This window comes from Bradyrhizobium sp. 192, from assembly GCF_023100965.1.
In the GTDB taxonomy this organism is placed as follows: Bacteria; Pseudomonadota; Alphaproteobacteria; order Rhizobiales; family Xanthobacteraceae; genus Bradyrhizobium; species Bradyrhizobium symbiodeficiens.
The window spans coordinates 6,308,147-6,332,217 of sequence record NZ_CP064690.1 but is presented as its reverse complement, the minus strand read 5'-3'; the positions used below and the strand labels follow the sequence as shown (position 1 = coordinate 6,332,217).

Genomic DNA, 24,071 nt, shown 5'->3' with positions numbered 1-24,071 from the left:
ATGCGGACGTTAGGGCGCAGCGGTTAAAGAACAGCGAAGCGGGGAGGGCCGCCGCGACCGGGTGCGCTCAAGTTCAATTGTGCACACAGGCAGGCTGGTCATCACCGTTTCGGCGCGACGAAACACGGCTGAAACAGAGCTGAAACCCGATTGTCCTGAACTGCCTCGCGCCCGGTTCCGACCAACGGAGCGAAGAGGAGAGAACTCATGATCCAGATCGGTTCGAAGGAAGAAGTCGCGTTCCTGCTGGCGCTGTTCGGCACCCACACCCAGCCGGTGAAGCGGCCGAAGCCGAAATCGCAGCACAGCTAAGGAGGCTGAGCCCATGCCAGGTTTGGCCGAATGCCAGAGCCTGCTCAGGCTCCTGATCGCCAGGGGCGATCCAAGGCCATCCCGCTCGCCAAAGGCGCCATCGATCAGTATCTGAACACGGCGCCGCTCAGCGCCCGCGGGCGCGGCCTGCGCGTGCTCCAGCGCGACGCGCTGGACCAGCACGATGTCGCGGTCGGCGTGCAGCGCTCGTTCGCCGAGACGGTGGATGCCTATATCGAGAACAAGCTCGCGGAGGAGTAGGAGCTGCTGCGCAGGCATGCGCAATTCAGGCCATGCCGGATCAATCCCTTCGCTGCGCTCCCGGAACTCATTGGACTCCAACAGAATTTCTCCGCCCGTGGGAAACCTTTGCTCGTCCCGCGCCTAATTATGGCAAAGGATACGAACATGCCCCGATATTACTTCGATCTTCGCGACGACAAGGGAATTGCGCTGGACGAGGAGGGGCTGGAATTGTCGAGCCCGCGCGCCGCCCGGGCCGAAGCCGCCAAATCGGTTGCCGACATGGCGCGCGATGCCGTGTTTTCCGCGCCCAATGGCGGCAGGCAACAGATGGTGATCGACGTTCGCGACACCAGCGGGCCTGTCTTGCAGGTGAAGTTCTGCGTCGAGATCGACAGCCTCGCGCCGCAATCGCACTCACGCGATCATTGACGGGTCAGTATCGGTCCGGATCGCGCGGGCGGCGGTGGTGGCGGAGACCGCTCCGAATCGAGCACGGCGATCTTGCGGCCGAGCTGCCACACCTCCACCTTGCCGTGCCTCGTGAACTGCTGCGCGAAGCTGACGGCGGACTCGTCCGACAGGGCCTCGAACGCTTCGGCCGAGCGGAAGATGCCGTCCTCCCCGACGAGATAAGCGCGATATTGCTGCATCATGTCGGCGCCCTCAGGCCGGGGGAGCGCAGCCAGGCCTCGATCTGCATGGCCGTTTCGTCCTGCCGCGCCCGGCGCAGCAGCATCTCGCGGCGGCGCCCCGGCGAGAGCGCGCGCGCTTCCTCGCGACAGCGCTCGGCTTCCTCTAAGAGTCTTTCTTTGAGTGTCGTGTTCTGTTTGAAACGACGCCGCTTCATCATGGCGTGCTCCCTTCGCTGCAGAAAAGCGCGAGCGCAACTGGCGTTCTCATCACCCACCGATGCGACGCACTTTGCAATGATACATGAAGGCTAGACCTGCCGCGGCCGGGAGTCTGTATCTTTTGATATGTGTGAAGATTAAATTTCGCGCGGGAGACCGAGCCTTTTAGGCAAATTACTCAATTTGAGTGCGAACGATTTCTGAGTTCACTTTGAATCAAGGCCGACCCCGGAGGGCGTTTAACGACACCTCGTCTGGGCGTCGTCTCAAGGCTTTGTCTCAAGCAACGCTTGTGAAAGAGCAGGGACGGGACGCGGATGCCGGCCGACGCGCTGGGTGCCGGCGCCCGCGCGCCGGCTCAGGCGCGAAGCGCAAGGTGCAGGAATTGGTTGAAGGCGCTCGCCTGGTTCTTGGTTTGTTCTAAAAGATGGGCAGGTGCTGGTCGGTTTCCGAGCGCAGTGGCCTAGTTTGATTTTGGGAGTGACCTCGCTCGAAATATTCAATCCGGAACTGAAGGCTGCTCATTGGCATATTAAGAATCGGAAGTTCAAACCCCACGGTTAGGACCCGAGGTAGCGCCATGCAGAAGCGCCGACGATTCAAGCAAACCACGTCCCTGGAAGAGCGCCTTGCTGAAGAAGCCCGACGACTTCGCGAGGAAGCCAAACTCCTCCCCCACGGACCTGCACGCGAAGAAACCCTACGCAGAGCCCGGCAAGCCGAGACCGGCTCTCACATGAGCGAGTGGCTTACCTCTCCTGGCCTAAGACCTCCCGAATAGGTGTCCGGTTTTGACCAGACAAGCCGCGCCGAAGTCGATCTAGTTGCGGCATGGATTTCACACCAGACGAATGCAGACAGAAGGCCGCCGACCAACTAGAGCAGGCTGAGCGCAACATTGGCCGCCAAAAGACTAGGCTCCAAAACTCGGCTGCGGCATGGCTGCTGCTTGCTAGCAAGCTAGAGCCCCCTCCGAAGGATTAAGGCCGCCTCAGTTGGCGGCCTCTTTCATTTGTACGGGTCGTCGCCGTCCTCGGGCTGCATCATCTCAAGGATGCCTTCGTGAGTCACACTGGTCTCGATGCAATATCTTCTTTCTCAGTCCCTCGAGCAACAATCCCAAGCTGTTCATCTGATAGCGGTCGCTGAAGCGCCTTAGCTTCGTCCCAAGGCGCCCGCAACCATACGTCCCGCTCTTCGTCTGATGTCAGGATGACAGGCATGGCTTTAGGGTGAATCGGCTCGACGACGGCGTTTGGCGTCGTCGTGAGAAATCCATAAACCTGATGCGGCCCCGGAATAGGTTTCGACTTCGTCCCGCGATCGCCGTTGAACGTTGTCCAGATACCGGCGAACGCGAAAAGCGGCCGCGACTCCGCGAGCGCAAACCACACGATGTCTTTTTTCTTCGTCTCTGGATTCGGCTCCGGCGCGTATTCCGCAAAACTGTTGACGGGCACGAGGCAGCGATGCTCCGGCTTGAGCCAGGTGCGCCAGTGCGGCGAGGAGGTGTTGCGGATATTCGTCACAGGCGGGCCGCCGGTACGCGGCGGTGGCGGCATGCCCCAGCGCATCATCGCCAATTCTCGCTCGCCGGCTGCGTCGCGTATGACGGGCGCGGGATAGTCCGGAAACACGCCGGGCATCGGCGGCAAATTACCCTCGTAGCGGCGAACGACGCGAAAGAGCTCGGCGATGGCAGCCTGATTGGTGGTGATCGAATAGAGATTGCACATGAAGGAGACGGTCCTTTAGCGCTCGCCCGGCCACCAGGTGGTGGGCGGGTGATTAGCTGAAATCTTTGTTGGTCTCAGCGCGACCAGCTTGCTTCGTTTATAGGGATAGCCCCGCACTTGCGAACAGTCCTTACAGCGCATGTAGCGTTCGAGTTCGTGAACGGGCGTTGTCTTGGAGCGACGAATTATATCGAGCGCTACAGATTGATTGGTGTCGCAGCCGAGACAGCGGACCTCCAGGTAGAGGTATCCGCCGTTGATTGCATCTCCGATCGTTGGCGACGGCTGTGCCGGACCCTTATAGCCAAGCATACGATAGTTCCACGCCTCGCAGGCCAGTTTGTCGGCTTCCTTGCGCGCCTCCTTGGCGCGCTCAGCGGACATCTTGATCTGGGTGCCGAACAGGTATTCGCGCGACTTTGTGGACATCGAAAGATAAGGGCCATGTGCCAGCGGTCTTGGCAAATTGTCGATCCCTAGTGGTTCGGGAGGGTGGATCGCTACCGCCCGCTGTGGCTGTGGAAAAGAGCTATGTCAAAGGCTCACCAGCGGCCGGCCTGTCCCTTTGCAATCAACGCAAGCGCACCGCGTTTGAGTTTGACTCGGTCGGGCAAAACACCGGGAGAATAGTACGATCGAAAGAAGGTTGGTTAGCCCGTGCGGAGCAATCCGCGCGGGCATTTTTGTTTTGAACTGAGTTGGTTTCAAAGGATTTCAGAATGACTAAGTTTAGAAGACGGACGGAGTTCGGGCTTCCCGTCCCTCAACATGTGCCCAGCGAAAATCCAAAAATTACCACGTTGTCGGATATCCAATCGCTAGCAAGAGACAAGACCGAAGCGGCGCTCCTCGTACTTGCGGCAATCATGAATCGAGAGACGGCGAATGCGTTTGCCCGCGTGGCCGCCGCCAAAGAGCTTCTTGATCGAGGCTGGGGGAGGCCGGTGCAGCAATTGGCCACTGACGCCGGCCCGGTCGAATTTGTGCAAAAGATCGAACGCGTCATCGTGCATCCCAACCAGCCTCAAGCGATTGCCAATCAGGTTAACAACGTGGGGGATCTCAGAATGTCGCAGACCATTTCGCCTCGGGAGGAGATTTTACGATGATGTCGAAATCACCCGTCGCTCGGGCGGGCTTCCCCGTCCCCACTGAGGCAAGGGACTTGGATTTGTCTCGCTGGCCGCGCTGGATCGCGGAGGCGCTTGCTTACAAGCCTGAGAGTCCCGCTGCTGTGGTCGACTCGCCGGCCGAAGCGTTCTCACCCGTAATCGATGATCGACGGAATATTCGGGTATTGACCCGCGTACCCAACTTTGAAGCTTAAAGCCCGCGGGATACCCCGGGCTTTTGGCAGCCGATGTCGGCTGCTGGGGGGCGAGGGGACATCTTCTATGGACCAGAGCATATCAGCTGGTGACCCGTTGCAGACGTTTGTCAGGTTGGGCTTGGTGCGGCGTTAGCAAATCCCGGTTATACGAGCCACAACGCCCCGAACGGATTGCCTTCGAAATCGAAGGGAAATATTTACTTCGTGACTACGATTGCGGCGCACTATTCCAAGTGTCAACAAGCGCGGCCGAAGTGACGATGTGGTACATCATTGTTTGCAACGCAATTGCATTTCCGGTTGCTGCTCTCGCATTTCCACTTCTGGCTCGCAATCATCCAGTGTTGGCGTGGGGTCTCGCGATTTTCGCCAATATCCCATCGCTGTTCTTTCTCGCTGTCCTCCAGGCTTCTTCGAGTGCTAATTGGGCTCAAGCGCTTATTGTCACTCTTCTCGTATTTTTCGGCTTTGGTGGCCTTGGCATCGGAGCGTTCGTTGGCCTCGCCATCGCGAGCGTCTTCGGGAACAGCATCGCGGGGTGCTTTCGTTCGATCCTACAAAAGATCGACGAGGCCCGCGGATAACTGAGCCAATTTGCCGCTTTTCCGCTTCTGGCCCTTCGGCGACCTCAACGATGTCCGCTCTTTAGGCTCCTGTTGAGGTAGAAGCGGACATTCGATGCATCCGCGTCGAAAGTCCACGTTTCCTTAAGCCAGGCTCGGCCCAAACCAGCGGATCAATGCATCCTTGAGACCCTGTTGGCTCACATCTCCCACCCAGCCCACGTGCCCGTCAGGCCGCACCAGCACCGCCCCCGGCGCTGCGACCCGTCCGATGACCGGAAGCTCCCACACGCCATCGTATGCGGCATCGACGACATCAACGCGGTTGACCCACGGTCCCGCGTCGATGTTGCCTCGCTTGCTGAAATTGACCAGCACGCCCCGCGCGCCGTGCAGCAGCGTGAACAGTCTTAGCGCTTGTCCTTCGACCGTCAGATCGAGATCAGGCATGCGCCGCCCCAGCAAAGCGTGGCCTTCGCCGAGATCGTAAGCGATATCGAGCCCGCTCATCATCGCGCCGACGTGCTGGCGCGGCTCGTCCATGGCGAGCAGGTCGGAGATCACCTCGCGCGCAGCCTTGCGGCCGTCGTCGCCGCGTCGGAGCAGGGCGATCTGCGCCATGGTGTTCTTCAGCACGCGCGCGCCGACGGGATGGCGCTCGGCGTGATAGCTGTCGAGCAGGCTGTCGGGCGAGCTGCCTTTGACCACCTGCGCCAGCTTCCAGCCGAGATTGACGGCGTCCTGCACACCCAAATTGAGGCCTTGCCCGCCGACGGAGTGATGGATATGCGCGGCATCGCCGGCGAGCAGCACGCGCCCCTTGCGATACGTCGCGGCCTGCCGTGCCGCATCGGTGAAGCGGGAGATCCAGGCGGGATTCTTTACACCGAAGTCGGTGCCGTAGACTGCGACGAGCGCATCGCTGAGATCGCGCAAGGAGGGCTCGCCGGTGCGCGCGAGGGTTGCTTCCGTCACGACGACCAGCACGCGACCGCTCTCGGCTTTGCTGAGGCCGTGAAAGCCGAGCGCGTCATGGCGCAGGCCCCATGCCGGCGCTTCGCGCATCTCGACCTCGGCCATCAGGTTGTTCAGCGTTGGTGAGGTGCCGGGGAAATCGATGCCGGCGGCCTTGCGCACCAGGCTGCGACCGCCGTCGCAGCCGACGAGATAGTCTGCGCGCAAGGTCGCGCCGCTGGCGAGCGTCACGTCGATGCCGGTTTCGTCTTGTTCGAAGCGCGTGAACTCGACGTTGCGATAGATCGGCACTCCGAGCTCTTCGACCCAGTCCGCCAGGATGCGCTCGATGTGGCTCTGCCGCAGCGCCAGCCCGTAAGCGTGCCTCGTGGGGAGGTCGCTGATGTCGAGCCGCGTCCAGGCAAAGCCCGCGAGCTGGACGATCTGTCCTTCGCACAGGAAGCGATCGGCAACGCCGCGCTGATCGAGGATCTCGATGCTGCGGGCATGCAACCCGCCGGCGCGCGTGCCGACGAGATCCTGGCTCGCGCGCCGCTCGAGGATGGCGACATCGATCTTGGCGAGCGCGAGCTCCGCGGCCAGCATCAGTCCGGTCGGGCCGCCGCCGGCGATCACCACGGCATGGTGAAGCGGCATCTGGTTGCCCGCGCCGGCCGCATGTGGCCGGCGGTGTGAACGGGACGTCGGAAGCAGTACAGGCATGTCGTGACCCCTCGGCTGGTTGCTTTGGATATTTCCTGGGTCGGGGGTTCTACGGCAGAGGCGGGGACTTGAAGCAAGCCCGTTGCGCACCACATATCGAGTTGGAAGGAGGGGCTTGCTCTTCCGCGTTCGCCACGTTGACACGTCGGGCAAAACACCGGCATGATGGCATCATCGAAAGACGTCGGTTCAGCCCGCGCGGAGCAATCTGCGGCGGGTTTTGTTTTGCGGCATTGGACGGTCAGCAGACGCCGGTGGTCCGCCGCATGACGTCGGCAAGCTCTTCGAACGAAAACGGCTTTCGGATCATGGGAAGGCCGCCGCGCCGGGGCTCGCGACCCGACAATTGCAGCATCTTCAACTCCGGCCGGATGCGCTTGGCCAGCTCGGCCAGTTCATGACCATCCATGCCGGGCATGTTGATATCCGTGATGAGGATGGAGATGTCCTGATTTTGCTCGAGCCGGTCGAGTGCATCCCGGCCGCTTTGGGCGCTGATCGGTTTGCAACCGAGATCTTCCAGCATGGCCACGAGCACGTCGAGGACGGCGGGATCGTCGTCAACAACCAGGACAGTGTGGCTCATCGCCGGAACGTTCCTTCTGACAAAGCTATCAACGCAGCCCTCATCGGGTAAGTTCCCGCAAAGCCCCGGCCGCGTGAACGGATGTCGGAGACCTCGGGCGAGAGGCCGGCGTCATCGACGTGCGCGCCGCGCACCGATCCTCTAATCGTCCTTCGACAAATCGCCGGGTTTGGCGGGAATGTCGATGGTGCCGCCATCGCCGTGCACGAGATCGCGATCCCCGTCCTTTGTCGCGCCGGCGTCTTCGATGATCGCCTCTCGCGTCTCGCGCTTCCTGTCGATGCGCGGCTTGGCTCCAGGCAATTCTTGCGATGTCTCTGCTGAGGTCTTCTCGAATGTCATCAAACCGATCCTCCTGATCGGCTAACGATCTCCGGGCCGGTAAGTTCGTTTGACTCGTCGGGCAAAACACTGGCAGAATGACATCATCGAAAGAAGTTTGGTTCAGCCCGCGCGGAGAATATCCGCGGCGGGCTGTTTCATTTCAACGGGGCTTTGACTTCAACGGGCTTTGACTTCAACGGGGCTTTGACACGTCGGGCAAAACACCGGCAGAATGACATCATCGAGACGAGTTTGGTTCACCCGCGCGGAGCACATCCGCCGCGGGTTTTTTCGTCTCGATTTCAGAATCGGACGGCGGCGGCGCATTACGGCCACGCACTCGTCAAACCTGGAGCGCCGATCGGCGCGCCGCCGTCCGAACCATTGCTGGCCGTGCACGCGCGAACGTGCCGGCCCGCGGCGCAGGGCCCGCTGCCCCCGCCGCTGCGGTCTCCGGAAGACACGGAGATAGGGTTCGCGCCCGAAACGATCGCGCCTCGCCTGGCGCGATCTGCCGCGCATTTTCTTCGCATGGAGGGGATGATGACCGCCTATCTGTTATCGCTCGCGGTCGCGGGCCTGATCGCAATCGTGCTGTGGGAGACGCTGTCGTGAACGAGCAAGTCGAATGCGGGCTCGCGAGCGAGCGGTCCCCCCAGCCCGCGGCCAGGAAGACGTCGAGGGCACGAACCCTGACCGAGATCCGCTCGCTGGCGCGCGGCCACACCAGGACGGCTCTCAGGGTTCTCGTCGGCATCATGCGCAGCGACGAAGCCACGCCGGCCGTGCGCCTCTCGGCAGCCAACGCCATCCTCGATCGCGGATGGGGCAAGGCCGCGCAGCCGATCGAGAACGGCGAAGACAGCGCGCCGGAATTGATCCACCGGGTCGAGCGCGTCATCGTGCGTCCGGAAGACGCCGTCGAGGGCGATGCCGGTCCGAAAGCCTGAGATGCGGGATATCCCGATCTGAGGTCGTCTCGATTTCGTTTGGTGCCGAGGGCCGGGATTCGCTTGCTGCTCCTAGCTCTTTCATAGGGCCGCGACCGAAGACTGGTCCGCGATGTGGCGCAGGCGCACTGGCCTGCCCTAAGGGCGAGCGAGCGTAGCCATTGTCCATTCTGAAAATTCCGACGGCGAAGATCTTCGAGCCGCTGCTGAAGCCTGCGCGCTACAAGGGGGTTTACGGCGGACGCGGCTCGGGCAAATCGCATTTCTTCGGCGAGCTCCTGGTCGAGACCTGCCAGGCCGAGCGCGGCACGCTCGCGGTCTGCATCCGCGAGGCGCAGCGTTCGCTGGCGCAATCCTCCAAGCGGCTGATCGAAGGCAAGATCGCGAGCCTGCGCCTTGGTCACGGCTTCAGGCTCTTCAGCGACAAGATTGCGACCGGTCTGATGGGGGCGGTCTGGCTCGGCGTCAAGGTCGTGCTGGGCAAGTGAGCCTCGGCGCAACGGAATCGCAGGTCACTCACTCCCGATTACGCCCGCCAATAGGTATTCCATGTACAGAATTCGTATCGCCGATGCGGACGACGATGAGACTGCCGAAATTCTCGGCGATCTACACCGGCTGACATTCTTCGGCGGGGCGTCCCTGCCGCAGTTCGAATCGGGTACGTGGTGGCTCGCCTACCACGATGATGATGCGGTGGCCTTCGCCGGCGTCGTGCCGTCGACGCATGCGCGAAACAGCGGATATTTTTGCCGGGTCGGGGTCTTGCAGCGGCATTGGGGGCGGGGACTTCAGCTCAGGCTGATGCGAGCGATCGAGGCGCGAGGGCGGCGTCTCGGATGGGACAGCATCGTCTCGGATACGACGGACAATCCGGTATCTGCCAATAATTTCATCCATGCGGGTTATCGGCTGTACGAGCCTGAAGCCCCCTGGGCCTGGTCGCATACGCTTTACTGGCGAAAGTGGCTGCGTTGAGCAATAGGAGTGGTTTCCCGTGATGCGGAACGTAACCTTCTCAGACTGACGTGACTTTCTCAGACGAGAGTGGCTGCGCAAGATGCGCGCAGCCTCCATACGCTCAAATACTAACGGCCCGGCAGCTCGGCAGCTGCCGGGCCGTTTTTGCGTTTCAGGCGGAGCGAGCGAGACCCTTGCGAAGTTGGCGGCGCCGGGCTTTAAGTTTGCTCTTGCAGGAAATTCGGCGGCCACAAGCCGATGTAAGGGAGCGCTAGAGATGCCGACCAAGCCTCAATTGCCGGAACGTTCGTCGCGAGCGACGGAAGGGCCGAGTGCGCTCGACGGTCTGCTGGTCATCGATTTCACGCGTGTCGTCGCCGGCCCGGCCTGCACGCAGACGCTCGCGGATTTTGGCGCGCACGTCATCAAGATCGAAAATCCCGATGGCGGTGACGACACCCGCGCCTACGAGCACGCAGAAATTGGCGGCGAAAGCGCCGCCTATCTCAGCCTGAACCGCAACAAGCGCGGTATTGCGCTCGATCTTGCCGTACCGGAGGCCCGCGAGATCGCGCTGGATCTGATCCGCAAGGCGGATGTGGTCGTGGAGAATTTCTCGAGCGGCGTCATGAAGAAGTTCGGGCTCGACTATGAGGCTGTCGCCCCGCTCAATCCCCGCCTGGTCTATTGCTCGATCTCCGCCTACGGGCGCTCCGGGCCGTTCGCCTCGCGCCCCGGCTTCGATCCCATCACGCAGGCCGAGAGCGGCTTCATGTCGCTCAATGGATTTGCCGACGGCCCGGCGGTTCGTACCGGCCCACCCATCGTGGACATAGCGACGGGGATGTCTGCCTGTAACGCCATCCTGCTGGCGCTGTTGGCGCGGGACCGGCTCGGCCGCGGGCAGCGCGTTGAAGTCGCCTTGTTCGACGTTGCGATGGGGATGACCGGCTTCTACGGCATGGCGTATCTCATCAACGGCGAAAACCCCGGCCGGTTCGGCAATTCACCGAGCGGGTCTCCCACCGTCGGCGTCTATGAGGCCTCCGATGGGCCGCTCTACATGGCCTGCGCGAACGATCGGCTGTATCGCCGGCTGGTGGTCGAGGTGCTGAACCGGCCTGATCTCATCACCGATCCGCAGTTTGCCACGCGCAAGGCTCGTTCCGAGAACAAGGAGCTTTTGCGCGCAGCCATTGCAGAGGTCTTTGCCAGCGATACGCTCGAGAACTGGATGGCGAAGATGAAGCAGGCCAATATTCCGGTCGGTTACCTCCGGACGGTCGAGGAGGGGTTCAATGCGCCAGAGGCCCGCGAGCGACATCGCTTGAGCCGCATTCCGCACCGTACAGCGGAATGGGTGCCGAACATCGAGCCGCCGATTGCCATGAGCCTGACGGGCGCGGTCGATCCCGTCGCGGCCCCTCTGTTGGGCGAGCATACCGAGGACGTCTTGCGCAGCATGCTCGGTTATGACGAGTGTCGGATCACGGAGTTTACCCGAAAGGGCGTCTTTGGCTCGGGTAAGCCCTCGACGCCGGTCTAGGCGCGGTCGATCCCCCGGCAACAGGCATCGCGCGGCATGGGAATCGATGCTTTGTGATGCGGGCCGCATTGGCTTGATTTGGTGAAGGGCCGGCCGCATAAATACGCGAAAGTGAGGGACACGAATGGCGCCTCGTCGAACGCCGAGCATGGGTCAGCCCACCGGGCCGGAAGCCGGCGAAAGCGCCTATGCGGCAATGATCGCAAAAGCCCGGGCCCTCCTGCCGCGACTACGAGAGCGGGCGGTGCGAACGGAGGAGTTGCGGCATCTTCCGTCGGAAACCGAGATGGATCTCCATGAAGCCGGCCTGTTCCGGATGCTCCAACCGGCACGGATTGGCGGCGCCGAACTTGACTATGTCGCTCTTGTCGACTGCGCTGAGCTGCTCGGACAGGCGGATGCGTCTGTAGCCTGGAATCTCGCCAATCTGGCGAGCCATCACTGGATGCTCGGCATGTTCAAGCAGCGGGCGCAGGATCTGGTCTGGGGTCGTGATCCGGACGCGCTGATCGCATCCTCGTTCATTTTTCCCGCCGGACGCGCCACGCGAGTCGAGGGCGGATACCAATTGCACGGCAGCTGGCCGTTCTCCTCCGGCGTCGCCTCCTGCGAATGGAACATGCTTGCAAGCGTGGTCTACTCCGACGACGAGGCGGACGGTATCGAGTATCGGATTTTTCTGCTGCCCAAGGTCGATTACAAGGTGCTGGACACCTGGAATGTCGCGGGACTGCGCGGGACGGGGTCTTGCGACGTGGAGGTCAGGGATGCCTTCGTGGCTGACCACATGACGGTCGCCGTCGGTGACCTCTCAGGCGGCCCGACGCCGGGAAGCACGGTCAATCCAAATCCGCTATATGCGCTGCCCGTGTTCTCGCTGTTCCCATACGTCCTCTCCGGTGTCGCGCTGGGGAATGCGCAGGCTTGCCTCGACGATTACACGGAGGTCGCACGTCACCGTATTTCGACCTACAATCGCGCCAAGCTCAGCGATTTCCAGAGCACCCAGATCAAGATCGCGGAGGCCTCTGCGAAGATTGACGCCGCGCGCCTGATCATGCGATCGGCCTGCCTCGACGCCATGGAGGAAGCGCGGCGCGGTCACATCCCTGACATGGCGACCAAGACCCGTTATCGGCGCGACGGATCTTTTTCGGTGAATTTGTGCACGGACGCGGTCTCGATGCTGTTTGCCGCGAGTGGCGCGCGCGGTCTGTTCACGACCGGCGTGTTGCAGCGGCAATTCCGCGATGCGCACGCGATCAACTCGCATCTCGCATTCAACTTCGATGCGGCAGGCACGAACTATGGACGGGTGGCGCTGGGCCTGCCGTCCGAGAATCTCACGCTGTGAGGGCTGGCCGATGAATGACCTGCCGCAGCAGCCCGGCGCTCCCGATCCCGCCAACGAGTTCGCGAGCGACAGCTCTTCGATCGATCCTCGCGACTTTCGCAACGCGCTCGGAACCTATGCAACGGGCGTGACGATCATCACGGCCGCAGCGCCTGACGGCAAGCCCTACGGACTGACTTGCAATTCGTTCGCCTCCGTATCGCTGAACCCTCCGCTGGTCCTGTGGAGCCTGGTCGTCTATTCCTCGAGTCTCACCATCTTCCAGAATGCCAGCCATTTCACTGTCAACGTGCTTGGAGCTTCGCAACAGGCGCTTGCGACGAAATTTGCCAAGTCGTCGGACGATAAGTTCACGGGTGTGGACTGGACGCCGGGCCTCGGCGGAGCGCCGGTGCTTGCGGAGAGCGTCGCGAATTTTCAATGCCGCTCCGTGAATCGCTACTATGGCGGCGACCACGTGATCTTCCTCGGCGCGGTCGAGGCCTATACCTACGGTGCGAAGGAGCCGCTGCTCTTCGCGCGAGGGACGTTCGGCCGCTTCCTCGCAGATGACGAGCGCAAGACGTCACCTTGACATGCCCCGGATCGCGCTCGATAGCTTAGCGCTCCGCCACCGAAAGCTTGTAAATCTCCAGCGCGTCCGCTTCCGCGCCGCGTGCGACCTTGGCCAGCCTGAAAAGCTGCCCCGCTAGCGAGGCCATCGGCACCGGCGTCGATGTCGCCTGCGCGACGTCGGCGACCGTATCGAGATCCTTGAGCATCGTGGCAATGTGACCGAGCGGGGGCGAATGGATGCCTTGCACCATTCTCGGCACGAAAAGCTGAAGCGGGATCGAGTCCGCGAAGCCGCCGGCGAGCGCTTCGGGCAGGCGATTGGCGTCAATACCCGCGTTGACGGCCAGGCGCGTGGCCTCTGCCAGCACGGCCATCGCGCATCCCACGATCACCTGATTGCAGAGTTTCGTGGTCTGGCCGGCGCCGATCGGGCCCATGTGGGTGAACCTGCGCGCCATGGCCAGCACGTAGGGGCGTACCCTCTCGATCTCGACTGCTTCTCCGCCGGCCATGATCGCAAGGGTGCCTTCCTCGGCGCCCTTCGTTCCGCCGGAAACCGGCGCATCGATCCAGCCGGCGCCATTGGCGGCTTTCAGTCGCTTTGCCAGATCGCGCGCGGCGTCGGGATGTATCGACGAGAAGTCGACGACAAGCTTGCCTGCGCCGGGCGCCGCTGCCAGCCCCTCAGGCCCGAAGATCACCTCCTCGACGGCCGCGGCATCCGTCACACACATGAAGGCGATATCGACGTTCGTCAGGAGATCACGAGGCGTGGCTGCGCGCCTGGCTCCGGCCTCGGCGAGCGGAGCCACCTTGCCCTCCGAACGGTTCCAGACACTGACCTGATAGCCGGCCTTGAGCAGGCGTCGCGTCATCGGCGTTCCCATCAGGCCAAGGCCGAGATAGCCGAGTCTCTCGACGTCTTGCGGGTTTGTCTTGCTCGCATCAGCCATAGGTTGCCTCCTTCTGTCGCAGCGCGACGCCGCTTTACCATACATTGCGCATCGGACGGCAAAACCGCTGGGCTGCATGGCTTGCCTGATTGTTTGAACCATGAAAGATTTGGGCCTGGTCGGGGTTGGGTGGCGCCTGTCGGCGCCGGAGCAGCGGAGTGGGCACGATGCGAACCGTTTCGAGATGGATCCTGGCTTTGGGGGCGGTGGCGGCGGTGAGCGCCGGGGCAAGCCCGTCAAGGGCGCAGCAGACGATCCGCGTCGGCTGGACGATCCCGGCCGAGGAATCCAAGTACTGGATGATGCGCAGGCCGGCCGAATTCCCCAATATCGGCAAGGCCTACAATATCGAATGGACCCAATTCCAGGGCACTGCGCCGATGACGCAAGCCTTGGCAGCCGGCGCGCTGGACTGCGCGACGCAGGCGCCGCTGTCGCTCGCCAATGGTGTGGTCGGCGGCAATCTCAAGGCCTACATCGTAGCCCAGCACGTGTTCGAGAAGCCCGGTGGCTTCTCGGTCTACTGGGCCGTCATGAATGACTCGCCCATCAAGACGATCGCTGATCTCAAGGGCAAGACGGTCGGCATCTCCGTGATCGGCGGCGGCACGCAAGGCCCGTTCAACCTGCTCCTGAAGCAGAATGGCGTCGATCCAGCCAAGGATATCAAGCTGGTCGAGGTCGGCTTCGCCGTGTCCGAGGATGCGCTGCGTCAGGGCCGCGTCGATGCGGTCAATATGAACCAGCCGTTCGCCGCGCGGGCGGAGGCAAAGGGCGGTACAAGGAAGCTCTTCTCGCTGTCCCAGGCCATGCCGAACATCGTGCACATCCTGGAAGCCTGCCGCGCCGATTTCGTCGACAAGAACCCGGAATTGGTCAAGGCCTATGTCCGCGATATTACCTCTGGCATGAAGAAGGCTCTGGCGAACCGCGAGGAGACTCTCAAGGTCGTCAACGAAGTGCTGAAGGCGCCCATCCCGGTGCTCGAGACCTACCTGCTCAAGGACAACGATTTCGGCCGTGATCCAGGTGCGGCGCCGAACTTCCCGGCGATCCAGAAGATGCTGGACATCTACGCTGAGACCGGAATGCTGCCGAAACTGGATGTCGCGCAGTTCAAGCATCCGACGATCGTCGCGCCGCTGCAATAGGCGGCCAGGCGGATGATCCGAACCAGTGCTCGCGGCGTCCCCGGGTAATCCGGGACGAGGCACGAAGAAGATGCACGTATGAAGAAGTTGCGATCACGAGTCACGACAGACGGCCTCGACCGGGCCCCGCACCGCGCGTTCATGCGCGCGATGGGGCTCGACGACGCCGCGATCGCCAGGCCGATGGTGGGCGTCGTCAGCATGAAGGGCGAGCAGACGCCCTGTAACATGACTCACGATTTTCAGGTGGCCGCGGCCAAGACGGGTATCGAGGAGGCCGGCGGCACGCCGCGTGAATTTTCGACCGTGTCGGTTTCTGACGGCATCAGCATGAACCATGAGGGAATGAAGTTCTCGTTGTTTTCGCGTGAACTGATCGCCGACTCGATCGAGGCGGTCGTCCACGGTCTGGCCTACGATGCGCTGATCGGATACGGCGGATGCGACAAGACGTTGCCTGGCGTGATGATGGGCATGGTTCGCTGCAATGTGCCCTCCATCTTCATCTACGGCGGCAGCTCGCTGCCGGGCCGCGTGGATGGGCGCACGCTGACGGTGCTCGATTCCTATGAGGCTGTCGGCAGCTTCATGACTGGTGAGATCGACGGCGCCACGCTCGAGCGGATCGAGCGTGCCTGCTTGCCGACGATCGGCGCGTGTGCCGGCCAGTTCACCGCCAACACCATGGGAATGGTCTCCGAGGCGATGGGGTTGACGATTCCCAACGTGTCGATGGTGCCCGGTGTCTATGCCGAGCGTGCGCAGATATCGCGACGCGCTGGACGCCTGATCATGGAGATGCTGGCCCGCGGCGGACCATTGCCTCGCGACATCGTGACGCGGAAGTCCCTCGAGAATGGCGCGGCGATCGTGGCGGCGACGGGGGGCTCGACCAACGCCGCGCTACATCTGCCGGCCATCGCAAACGAGGCCGGCATCGCATTCACGATCGACGATGTGGGCGAGGTCTTTGCCAGGACGCCGCTGATCGGGAATCTGCGGCCCGGGGGCAAGTACACCGCGAAGGACGTCTACGACATCGGTGGTGCGGCGGTCGTGATCCGTGAGCTGATCCAGAGCGGGCATATCGACGGCGGTTGCCTGTCCATCACCGGCCGCACACTTGCCGAAGAATATGGCGGGGCCCGCGCACCCGATGGAGAAGTTGTGTATGCAGCCCGCGCGCCGATCATGCCTGACGGCGGCGTGGCGGTGCTGAAGGGAAATCTCTGTCCTGACGGTGCGGTGATCAAGGTCGCAGGTTTGAAGAGTCAGTTCTTCGAAGGCGTGGCGCGCGTTTTCGAGGATGAGGAGGCTTGCGTCAAAGCGGTTCGTGACCGTAGCTACAAGGCGGGCGAGGTTCTCGTGATCCGCAATGAAGGGCCGGTCGGTGGCCCCGGCATGCGTGAGATGCTCGGCGTTACCGCGCTGATCTACGGACAGGGTATGGGCGAAAAGGTGGCGCTGATCACCGACGGCCGGTTCTCCGGCGCGACCCGTGGCATGTGCATCGGCTACGTGGCTCCCGAGGCATTTGTCGGCGGTCCGCTCGCGCTCGTTCGCGATGGTGACAGGATTCGGATCGATGCCGGAAACCGGCGGATGGACGTCCTGCTCGATGAGCAGGAGCTCGCCGCGCGGCGACGAGATTGGAAGCAGCGTCCACCGCGCCACCGTGCGGGTGCGCTTGCCAAGTATGCGCGACTGGTCGGGCAGGCGCCGGGCGGAGCCGTGACGCATGAAGGCCCGGCAGAATGGCCGTGGTTCGAATGACGCACCGCACGGGTGCGAAAACGGCCGCCTGTCTGGCAGGCTTCTTGCTAAGCTCAAGCGGCTGACGGAGGACGTTCAGCAGGTTCGGCGGCAATGTTCGCGCGAGTGAGGCGAGAGACGGGATGACGGTAGTGCCTGCGAGATCGAGCAAATGGGTGAGACCGGTGACATCACCAGAGCCGGCTTCTGCGATTATCGAGATCGATCGCGTCTCGCAGGTCTTTCAGACTTCGGCGCGCAAGAATCATGTGGCGCTTTCGGACATCTCGCTGACGATCGAGGAGGGCGCCTTCGTTTCCATCCTTGGGCCGTCCGGCTGTGGCAAGTCGACACTGCTTTATATCGTCGGCGGTTTCGTCAGCCCAACCAGCGGCTCGGCGAAGATCAAGGGACATGCGATCACGGGGCCCGGTCCGGATCGCGGACCGGTGTTCCAGGAGTTTGCGCTTTTCCCCTGGAAGACCGTGCTGGGCAATGTGATGTACGGCCCGCGTCAGCAGGGCGTGCGCGCCGCCGAGGCGGAAGCGCAGAGCCGGGCCTTGATCGAGATGGTTGGCCTCAAGGGCTACGAGAACTTCTACCCCAAGGAATTGTCGGGCGGTATGAAGCAACGCGTGGCGCTGGCGCGGACTCTTGCCTACCATCCCGAAGTGCTATTGATGGACGAGCCGTTCGGCGCGCTCGACGCGCACACGAGGACGCGCCTGCAGAACGACCTTCTCAACATCTGGGAGCGCGACCGCAAGACGGTGCTGTTCGTCACCCACTCGGTGGACGAAGCCGTCTTTCTCTCGGATAAAATCGTGATGATGTCGAAATCACCCGGCCGCATCCGCGAGGTTATCGACATTGATCTACCACGGCCGCGTCGCCGCAACGAGCTGTTGCTCGACCCGCGCTATCAGAAATACGTCGTCGATATCGAGCGCATGTTCGATGAAAGCGACGAAGTCGGGCCTGCCTCGTGATGTCGCCGGCCGCCTTGCTCAGACGGGTCGCCCCGGTACTGGCCTGCATCGGGTTGCTGGCAGTGTGGCAGATTGCATCCCTAGCGCTCAAGAACGACAGTTTCCCGACGGCAACTGAGGCGATCCGGGCAATTCCGGATATTCTCGGCGACAGGGAATCCCTGATCAACATCCTCGCGTCGCTTCGCCGGATGGCGCTCGGGTTCGGTGTGGCGGTGCTGGTTTCGATTCCGCTGGGCCTGTTAATGGGACGCAGCCGGGGCGTCGCGGCCTTTTTCAATCCGCTTCTGATGGTGATTTATCCGGTGCCGAAGGCCGCCTTGATGCCGATCATCATGCTTTGGCTGGGCGTCGGCGATGTTACCAAGACATTGGTGATCTTCCTGGGCGTCAGCCTCCCCGTGATCTATCACAGCTTCGAGGGCGCCAAGGCTGTTGAAGAGAAGATGCTGTGGTCGGGTGCTGCGATGGGGCTTTCGCCCGCACAACGCCTGGTCCGGATCGTGTTGCCCGCAGCGTTGCCGGAGATCCTGACCGGCTGCCGCACGGGGCTGGTGCTGGCGCTGATCACGATGATCACCAGTGAGATGATCGCCCGCCAGTCCGGCGCCGGCAACATTCTGTTCAATGCGCTGGACATGGGCCAGTACGACACCGTCTTTGCGATGATCATCATCGTGGGGGCGATGGGAATCTGCCTCGACGCGATATTTGAGAAGGTTCGTGCCAGACTCGTGCGTTGGTCCGAACCTCAGTTCGACATGCCGCTGAGCTTCTCGTGATGCCGCGCCTTCTCTCCGCCAACGTCCTTCTTGGGATTGCCCCGATCGCGCTGGTCATCGCCTTGTGGCAAGGCCTGGTGTCATTCGGCTTCGCGCCCGCGGTCTTGCTGCCGCCGCCGGGCTTCGTCTTCAGCCGGCTGCTCCAGCAGCTCGTGACGTGGACGTTTCAGCAGGAGATCGCGGCAACCCTGATCAGGCTGTTTGCAGGGTTCGCGATTGCGGTCGTTCTGGGTGTCAGCATCGGCATTGCCGCCGCCGCAAATCCGGCGATCAATGCCGTGGTTTGGCCGATCGTCCGCGTATTGGCCCCGCTGCCCAAGGTTGCGCTCTATCCGGCACTCCTGCTTTTGCTCGGCTTCGGCCACGGGTCGAAGATCACATTGGTGGCTGCGGACGCACTCTTTCCCATTCTGCTCTCGACCTATTATGGTGCCTCGACCGTCGAACAAAAGCTGATCTGGTCGGCGATGGCAGCGGGAACGCCACGCTACGAAATCCTCTTCAAGGTGGTGCTGCCGGCGGCGATGCCGTCGATCCTGACTGGCTGCCGGATCGGGCTTGTCATTTCCTGCATCGTGGTGTTTCTGGCCGAGATGATCACGTCGACGGACGGATTGGGGCATGCGCTCGTGACCGCGGCGCGGACTTTTCAAGCCGTCGACATGTTCGTGCCTCTGATCACGATCTCGCTGCTGGGCCTGATCCTGAATGGCCTGCTCGGGGCGCTGCGCTCATACTTGCTGCGGGGCTTTCCCGAGGCCTGAACTGACCAAGAAGAAACCGGAAGACCGGGAGTGAACCATGCTGGCTGATCGCATTGAGGCAAAATGGATCGACGCATTTTGCGAGATCTTTGAACGCTGCGCCGTCAAGTCCGGCGATACCGCGGCGATCCTCTCCGAAACCCAGTCGCGTGCGCTGAACGTGCATCTGGCGGAGCTCGCGCTGCTGCGCATGGGCGCGCGGCCGTTTCACGTGGTAATGCCGACACCGCGGAACCGGCATATCGTTCCGGTTCGCTCGACGGGGGCGAGCGAGGCGATCCAGAAGCTTGGCCCGGTCATCAGTGCGCTTCAGCAGGCTGGTTTCGTGGTGGACTGCACCATCGAGGGCTTGATGCACGCGGTGGAGACGCCGGAGATCCTCAAGGCCGGCGCGCGGATCCTGGTGATCTCCAACGAACATCCCGAGGCGCTGGAGCGGATGGTGCCGGATACAGCGCTCGAGAAGCGCGTTCGGGCGGCGGCCAAGATGCTGCGTGGGACCAAGCGGATGCGGGTGACCTCGAAGGCCGGCACGGCGCTCGATGTCGATATGGTCGGCGCGTCCACGGTGGGTGTGTGGGGCTGGACCGACAAGCCCGGCACGTTGGCGCACTGGCCGGGTGGCATCGTCGTCAGCTTTCCCAAGAGCGGGACAATCAACGGCACGCTGGTGATGGCGCCGGGCGACATCAATCTCACCTTCAAGCGCTACCTGACGTCAGCCGTGAAGATGACGCTGAAGGACGACTATGTCGTCGAGCTGGAAGGCGAGGGCACAGATGTCGCGATGATGCGCGCCTATCTCGCCGCCTGGGGCGATCGCGAGGCCTATGCCGTCTCGCATGTCGGCTTCGGCATGAACCCCGGCGCGCGCTATGAAGCGCTTTCGATGTACGACCAGCGCGACACCAATGGGACGGAGATCCGAGCCGTCTCCGGCAATTTCCTGTTCTCGACCGGCGCCAACGAATTCGCTGGCCGCTACACGGCGGGGCATTTCGACCTGCCGATGATGGGAACGACCATCGAGCTCGATGGCGTCGCGGTCGTTCGCGAAGGCGTGTTGCAGGACGTCTTCGGCTAATTGCGGTCGAGCACGGGTGGGCGAGCCAGGTCGAAGTGGCGCAGCAGGTCCACCATGGCCTGAAGCCGTTTTACGCGATAGGCATCGACGTCCATGCCCGAATAGTCGAGAAAGCCGGCGCCCGTGCGCAAGCCGATCCGGCCTTCATGCATGTTGCGTGAGATGACGTCCGGCGCGCGATAGCGGTCGCTGCCGAGCGCGCCTTCGAGATAGCGGCTGGCATAGTACAAGATGTCGCCACCACCCCAGTCGATGAACTCGAGCAGTCCGAGCACGGCATAGCGGAAGCCGAAGCCATAGCGGATCGCTTTGTCGATCTCCTCGGGACTGGCGACGCCTTCCTCGACCATGCGCGCGGCCTCGTTCATCGCCAGCGCCTGGATGCGTGGAACGATGAAGCCGGGTGTGGCGGCGCAGACCACGGGCACCTTGCCGATGCCTTCGAGCAGCGTCTTGACGTCCTCGACGATGGCGGGGTCGGTGGCTCGGCCGGGCGAAACCTCGACCAGCGGGATCAGATAGGCCGGGTTGAGCCAGTGCACGTTGAGAAAGCGTCGGGGGTTCACGATCGCGCCGGATAGATCGTCGACGAGGATGGTAGATGTCGTCGAGGCGATGATTGTATCCGGACCGACCTGCTTTGAAGCCGCCCCGAGCACCTCCCGCTTGAGTTCGACGACCTCGGGAACGCCCTCGAAGACCATACCGGCCCTGGAGAGCGCTGCCCCGCTCTGGCTGGCGGGCACCACCGAGACGCGCGCGACGAGCGGGTCAACATCCGCTTCGGTCAGCAATCCCAGCTTCGACAGGCTGGCAAAGGTCTTGCCGACTTCGCCCAGCGCGTCCGCCTCCAGCTTGGCGAACTCCTCCGCGGAGCGCGCCTTGACGTCGATCATCGTAACCTTGTGCCCAGCGTAGGCGAACGCGACGGCGATGCCGCGCCCCATGCGGCCAGCCCCCAGACAGACGATATTGGCGCGATTGGTCATCGATCAGAATCCATTGCGAAGCACCGTCTGCAATTCGGCCTTGCTGAGATTGTCGAGCCCCAGCGTCTCGAGCGTTCGGCCACCTTGCGCAAAATCCTCGCCGCAAATCGCGCCGCCGATCGACAGGAACGCTTTGGCCAGCGGCGTGGCCACGCCAGCCAGGCCGGCGACCGACACCAGCAGCGACAACCCCAGGCGGAGGTCCTCACGCATGTAACGGTGCTCCGTCAGCACGATCCGCTCGCGCCAGTCGCCTGAGTCCGTTAGCCGGTCATGCGAGCCGCGGCCATACATCCAGATCTCGCCTTCTCTTGCATAGTGATGAGCAAGCGGGAAATGCGGTGCGCGGTAACCGAGCGCTTCGCGCACGGCGATCCGCTCGGCGTCAAGTGCGTCGGTCACACGGCGGATCGCGGCCTGCGTGCCTTCCTTGTGAATGTCCCAGCGCTCGAAGTGCTCGATTGGACCTGCATTCATCACGATCAGCGGTGGATGAATGATCGGACCGGCATTCATCAACGCCCCGGACAGCGCGTCTCCGCACGGCTCGATCGCGTCGGGGAAAGCGCGTCCGATCACGTCAAGTGCGTGCGGTGCGTGGTCGAGCGGGAACACCCCGACCGGAAGCCGTTTGGCGCGGATGGTGATCGCGACCTCGAACGGTCCGTGCTTGCGGGTCAGCCACGGCAGCGTGCCGGTTTCGGCAAAGCTTGCCTTGGCCTGGTTGCCGGCGTCCCGCGCAGCTTGCGCGAAGATCATCGAGCCGAATGTCGCCGGCGGCAGGAATACGACCTGACCGTCCCGCAGATGCGGGGCGAGCAGGCGAGCGATATCGGTCTGCGCGAAGGCAGGAGCGGGGCACAAGATCAGCTCCGTGCCGTTGACGGCCTCGGCGATATCGGTCGTGACCAGCGCGAGCTTCACGTCGTGGCGGCCGTTGTGATCCCTCACCAGGATGCGCGAGCCGGCAGCGCGATGCGCCGTGACCTGACCGGCATCGCGGCGCCAGAGCCGCACCTCATGCCCCGACAGCGCAAAATCGCCCGCGGCCGCGAAAGAGCCGTTTCCCCCACCCAGAACTGCAATCTTCAAGATGCTTCTCCTTGCGCGCGGGACTGCGCATCAAGCTGCTTCAGCAGGAAATGCTGGACCTTGCCCAGCGCTGTGCGCGGCAGGTCGGCGACGAAGACGATGTCGCGCGGCACCTTGTAGCGGGCGAGTTGCGCCTGGATGTGCGTTTTGAGTTCGTCCGCTTCGAGCCGGCAGCCGGATCGGGGGATCACATAGGCGATCGGCACCTCGTCCCACCGCGGGTCCGGCCGGCCGATCACGGCGCATTCGCTGACGTCGGGATGTTCGAGCAGGACGCGCTCGACCTCTGCCGGGTAGACGTTTTCCCCGCCTGAAATGATCATGTTCTTCTTGCGGTCGCGGACCCAGAAATAGCCGTCGGCATCGCACAGGCCGATATCGCCGGTGCGATACCAGCCGTCGTGCAACGCGTCGCGGGTTGCGGCCTCGTTGCTCCAATATTCGAAGAACACGTTGGGCCCGCGCACCGCGATCTCGCCCGGTGTGCCCGCTGGCACCTCATTGCCGGAATGACCGAGCACCTTCGCTTCGCAGCACAGGCCGGCGAGGCCGGTCGATCCCACGCGCGAGAGATCGCCGCCGAGTCGCGTGTAGACGGCGATCGGGCAGGTTTCCGTCGAGCCGTAGACCTGAAGCACCGGGACATCGCGCGCGACAAAACGCTCGATCAGATGCGGCGGCACGATAGTCGAGCCTGTCGCGACGGCCTTGAGTGACGAGAGATCGGCCGCCGCCCAGGCAGGATGCTCGCTCACGGCCTGGATGATCGCAGGCACCATGACCGTGAGCGTCGGCCGTTCCTGTTCGATGGCGGCAAGCGCGGTCTCCGGCGTGAAGCGCGCGTGGACCGTGACGGTGGCGCCCAGCTGCAATGCCGGCGTGGTCTGAATGTTGAGGCCGCCGACGTGGAAAAATGGCAGCACGGTCAGCACGTGGTCGTCGGACGTCATGTTATGCATGTGCTGGCTCATGACGCCGTTCCAGAATAGCGCCTCCTGGCGCAGCACCGCGCCTTTCGGCCGCCCTGTTGTCCCCGATGTGTAGACGATCAGAAGCGGGCAGGAGAGATCGGTGTGTGGATTTCGGCTGCTGCCGTCGCTGCGCGCCAGCAGGCCTTCGAATGTCGTGCCATGAGGCGGCGTGAAGCCGAGGCCGACAACGGATGTCCCCGGCGCTAGCTCGGGGAGAACGCCCTCGAACGCCTGCTCGAGCACCAGCACCTTGGCGCCCGCATCGGTGAGGATGAAGAGTTGCTCGGCGACCGCGAGCCTCCAGTTCAGCGGCACGAGCATCGCACCCAGCCGTGCGCATGCGTAGAGCAGGACCAGATAGTCCGGCCGATTCAGGCTGAGGATGGCGACGCGGTCGCCGCGGCCGACGCCGAGCTCCTGCTTCAATGCCGTCGCGGTGCGTTCGATGCGTGCGGCGAACGCGGCGTAGCTGAGCCGCTCGTCCTCGAAGGCAATGGCCGTCTTGTCTGGCGAAAACGCCGCGTTGCGATCGATCAGACTGCAGAGGTCCACCG

At 62.9% G+C, this 24,071-nt stretch carries 29 protein-coding genes; 18 read left to right on the top strand and 11 right to left on the bottom strand.

Annotation, left to right across the window (positions count from 1 at the left end):
• Positions 1 to 342 precede the first annotated feature (342 nt).
• The gene (locus IVB24_RS29665) at positions 343 to 573 is read left to right on the top strand and encodes a hypothetical protein (RefSeq protein ID WP_247770085.1); all 231 of its coding nucleotides are present in this window, start codon (positions 343 to 345) and stop codon (positions 571 to 573) included.
• A gap of 147 nt (positions 574 to 720) precedes the next feature.
• The gene (locus tag IVB24_RS29660) at positions 721 to 987 is read left to right on the top strand and encodes a hypothetical protein (RefSeq protein ID WP_140480623.1); all 267 of its coding nucleotides are present in this window, start codon (positions 721 to 723) and stop codon (positions 985 to 987) included.
• Here the strand turns inward: IVB24_RS29660 and IVB24_RS29655 are convergent.
• Together IVB24_RS29655 and IVB24_RS29650 are read right to left on the bottom strand one after the other, a co-directional pair.
• Complete coding sequence (locus tag IVB24_RS29655; RefSeq protein WP_247770083.1) at positions 981 to 1,211, bottom strand: hypothetical protein; 231 nt, start codon at positions 1,209 to 1,211, stop codon at positions 981 to 983. The two genes, IVB24_RS29660 and IVB24_RS29655, sit on opposite strands and share 7 nt — an antisense overlap.
• Positions 1,208 to 1,408: a hypothetical protein gene (locus IVB24_RS29650; protein WP_247770074.1), complete on the bottom strand. Its 201-nt coding sequence runs from the start codon at positions 1,406 to 1,408 to the stop codon at positions 1,208 to 1,210. Before IVB24_RS29650 ends, IVB24_RS29655 begins: the two co-directional genes overlap by 4 nt.
• Before the next feature lie 581 nt (positions 1,409 to 1,989).
• On the opposite strand from IVB24_RS29650, the gene IVB24_RS29645 reads away from it, so the two are divergent.
• Entirely contained in the window at positions 1,990 to 2,190 is a 201-nt protein-coding gene (locus IVB24_RS29645; RefSeq protein WP_247770072.1) for a hypothetical protein, read from the top strand.
• 286 nt (positions 2,191 to 2,476) lie between these two features.
• Here IVB24_RS29645 and IVB24_RS29640 read toward each other — a convergent pair whose 3' ends face one another.
• Positions 2,477 to 3,145: an SOS response-associated peptidase gene (locus IVB24_RS29640; RefSeq protein WP_247770070.1), complete on the bottom strand. Its 669-nt coding sequence runs from the start codon at positions 3,143 to 3,145 to the stop codon at positions 2,477 to 2,479.
• 15 nt (positions 3,146 to 3,160) lie between these two features.
• Positions 3,161 to 3,574: a hypothetical protein gene (locus tag IVB24_RS29635; RefSeq protein WP_247774190.1), complete on the bottom strand. Its 414-nt coding sequence runs from the start codon at positions 3,572 to 3,574 to the stop codon at positions 3,161 to 3,163.
• A gap of 290 nt (positions 3,575 to 3,864) precedes the next feature.
• Here IVB24_RS29635 and IVB24_RS29630 point away from each other — a divergent pair, with 290 nt between their 5' ends.
• Together IVB24_RS29630 and IVB24_RS29625 are read left to right on the top strand one after the other, a co-directional pair.
• A complete protein-coding gene (locus tag IVB24_RS29630) occupies positions 3,865 to 4,254 on the top strand; it encodes a hypothetical protein (protein ID WP_247770068.1) in 390 nt (129 codons plus the stop codon).
• 481 nt (positions 4,255 to 4,735) lie between these two features.
• Entirely contained in the window at positions 4,736 to 5,059 is a 324-nt protein-coding gene (locus IVB24_RS29625) for a hypothetical protein (protein WP_247770066.1), read from the top strand.
• Between the two features lie 123 nt (positions 5,060 to 5,182).
• Here the strand turns inward: IVB24_RS29625 and IVB24_RS29620 are convergent, their stop codons facing one another.
• The 3 genes from IVB24_RS29620 to IVB24_RS29610 form a co-directional block, all read right to left on the bottom strand.
• The gene (locus tag IVB24_RS29620) at positions 5,183 to 6,715 is read right to left on the bottom strand and encodes an FAD-dependent monooxygenase (protein WP_247770064.1); all 1,533 of its coding nucleotides are present in this window, start codon (positions 6,713 to 6,715) and stop codon (positions 5,183 to 5,185) included.
• A gap of 241 nt (positions 6,716 to 6,956) precedes the next feature.
• Positions 6,957 to 7,301 (bottom strand): response regulator, encoded by a 345-nt coding sequence (locus IVB24_RS29615; RefSeq protein WP_094972620.1) that lies wholly within the window; start codon positions 7,299 to 7,301, stop codon positions 6,957 to 6,959.
• Positions 7,302 to 7,442: 141 nt separating this feature from the next.
• Positions 7,443 to 7,643, bottom strand: coding sequence for a hypothetical protein (locus tag IVB24_RS29610; RefSeq protein ID WP_247770062.1), 201 nt, complete (start codon positions 7,641 to 7,643; stop codon positions 7,443 to 7,445).
• A 153-nt stretch (positions 7,644 to 7,796) separates the two neighbouring features.
• On the opposite strand from IVB24_RS29610, the gene IVB24_RS29605 reads away from it, so the two are divergent.
• The 7 genes from IVB24_RS29605 to IVB24_RS29575 all read left to right on the top strand — a co-directional run bounded on the left by IVB24_RS29605 (position 7,797) and on the right by IVB24_RS29575 (position 13,009).
• On the top strand, positions 7,797 to 8,240 hold the full coding sequence (locus IVB24_RS29605) for a hypothetical protein (RefSeq protein ID WP_247770060.1): 444 nt from the start codon (positions 7,797 to 7,799) through the stop codon (positions 8,238 to 8,240).
• Entirely contained in the window at positions 8,237 to 8,575 is a 339-nt protein-coding gene (locus IVB24_RS29600; protein WP_247770058.1) for a hypothetical protein, read from the top strand. The genes IVB24_RS29605 and IVB24_RS29600 overlap by 4 nt, the downstream gene beginning before the upstream one ends.
• Before the next feature lie 161 nt (positions 8,576 to 8,736).
• Complete coding sequence (locus IVB24_RS29595; protein ID WP_247770057.1) at positions 8,737 to 9,063, top strand: phage terminase large subunit; 327 nt, start codon at positions 8,737 to 8,739, stop codon at positions 9,061 to 9,063.
• 61 nt (positions 9,064 to 9,124) lie between these two features.
• Positions 9,125 to 9,553 (top strand): GNAT family N-acetyltransferase, encoded by a 429-nt coding sequence (locus IVB24_RS29590; RefSeq protein ID WP_247770055.1) that lies wholly within the window; start codon positions 9,125 to 9,127, stop codon positions 9,551 to 9,553.
• A 259-nt stretch (positions 9,554 to 9,812) separates the two neighbouring features.
• A complete protein-coding gene (locus tag IVB24_RS29585) occupies positions 9,813 to 11,081 on the top strand; it encodes a CoA transferase (RefSeq protein ID WP_247770053.1) in 1,269 nt (422 codons plus the stop codon).
• Between the two features lie 124 nt (positions 11,082 to 11,205).
• Positions 11,206 to 12,435, top strand: coding sequence for an acyl-CoA dehydrogenase family protein (locus IVB24_RS29580; RefSeq protein ID WP_247770051.1), 1,230 nt, complete (start codon positions 11,206 to 11,208; stop codon positions 12,433 to 12,435).
• A gap of 10 nt (positions 12,436 to 12,445) precedes the next feature.
• The gene (locus tag IVB24_RS29575) at positions 12,446 to 13,009 is read left to right on the top strand and encodes a flavin reductase family protein (protein WP_247770049.1); all 564 of its coding nucleotides are present in this window, start codon (positions 12,446 to 12,448) and stop codon (positions 13,007 to 13,009) included.
• Between the two features lie 25 nt (positions 13,010 to 13,034).
• Here the strand turns inward: IVB24_RS29575 and IVB24_RS29570 are convergent, their stop codons facing one another.
• A complete protein-coding gene (locus IVB24_RS29570) occupies positions 13,035 to 13,943 on the bottom strand; it encodes an NAD(P)-dependent oxidoreductase (RefSeq protein ID WP_247770048.1) in 909 nt (302 codons plus the stop codon).
• Between the two features lie 167 nt (positions 13,944 to 14,110).
• Here IVB24_RS29570 and IVB24_RS29565 point away from each other — a divergent pair, with 167 nt between their 5' ends.
• From IVB24_RS29565 to IVB24_RS29540, 6 genes are all read left to right on the top strand, one after another.
• Entirely contained in the window at positions 14,111 to 15,094 is a 984-nt protein-coding gene (locus tag IVB24_RS29565) for an ABC transporter substrate-binding protein (protein ID WP_247770046.1), read from the top strand.
• Positions 15,095 to 15,172: 78 nt separating this feature from the next.
• On the top strand, positions 15,173 to 16,867 hold the full coding sequence (gene ilvD, locus IVB24_RS29560) for a dihydroxy-acid dehydratase (RefSeq protein WP_247770044.1): 1,695 nt from the start codon (positions 15,173 to 15,175) through the stop codon (positions 16,865 to 16,867).
• Between the two features lie 122 nt (positions 16,868 to 16,989).
• Complete coding sequence (locus tag IVB24_RS29555; protein WP_166468644.1) at positions 16,990 to 17,835, top strand: ABC transporter ATP-binding protein; 846 nt, start codon at positions 16,990 to 16,992, stop codon at positions 17,833 to 17,835.
• Positions 17,832 to 18,617, top strand: coding sequence for an ABC transporter permease (locus IVB24_RS29550; protein WP_247770041.1), 786 nt, complete (start codon positions 17,832 to 17,834; stop codon positions 18,615 to 18,617). Before IVB24_RS29555 ends, IVB24_RS29550 begins: the two co-directional genes overlap by 4 nt.
• Positions 18,617 to 19,381, top strand: coding sequence for an ABC transporter permease subunit (locus IVB24_RS29545; RefSeq protein ID WP_247774189.1), 765 nt, complete (start codon positions 18,617 to 18,619; stop codon positions 19,379 to 19,381). The genes IVB24_RS29550 and IVB24_RS29545 overlap by 1 nt, the downstream gene beginning before the upstream one ends.
• Positions 19,382 to 19,418: 37 nt before the next feature.
• Complete coding sequence (locus IVB24_RS29540) at positions 19,419 to 20,465, top strand: peptidase M29 (RefSeq protein ID WP_140480609.1); 1,047 nt, start codon at positions 19,419 to 19,421, stop codon at positions 20,463 to 20,465.
• Here IVB24_RS29540 and IVB24_RS29535 read toward each other — a convergent pair.
• The 3 genes from IVB24_RS29535 to IVB24_RS29525 are packed head-to-tail and all read right to left on the bottom strand — an operon-like array spanning position 20,462 to position 24,069.
• Positions 20,462 to 21,454: a 3-hydroxybutyryl-CoA dehydrogenase gene (locus tag IVB24_RS29535; protein WP_247770039.1), complete on the bottom strand. Its 993-nt coding sequence runs from the start codon at positions 21,452 to 21,454 to the stop codon at positions 20,462 to 20,464. The two genes, IVB24_RS29540 and IVB24_RS29535, sit on opposite strands and share 4 nt — an antisense overlap.
• Before the next feature lie 3 nt (positions 21,455 to 21,457).
• The gene (locus tag IVB24_RS29530; RefSeq protein ID WP_247770037.1) at positions 21,458 to 22,546 is read right to left on the bottom strand and encodes an NAD/NADP-dependent octopine/nopaline dehydrogenase family protein; all 1,089 of its coding nucleotides are present in this window, start codon (positions 22,544 to 22,546) and stop codon (positions 21,458 to 21,460) included.
• Complete coding sequence (locus IVB24_RS29525) at positions 22,543 to 24,069, bottom strand: long-chain fatty acid--CoA ligase (protein WP_247770036.1); 1,527 nt, start codon at positions 24,067 to 24,069, stop codon at positions 22,543 to 22,545. Before IVB24_RS29525 ends, IVB24_RS29530 begins: the two co-directional genes overlap by 4 nt.
• Between the last annotated feature and the right edge of the window lie 2 nt (positions 24,070 to 24,071).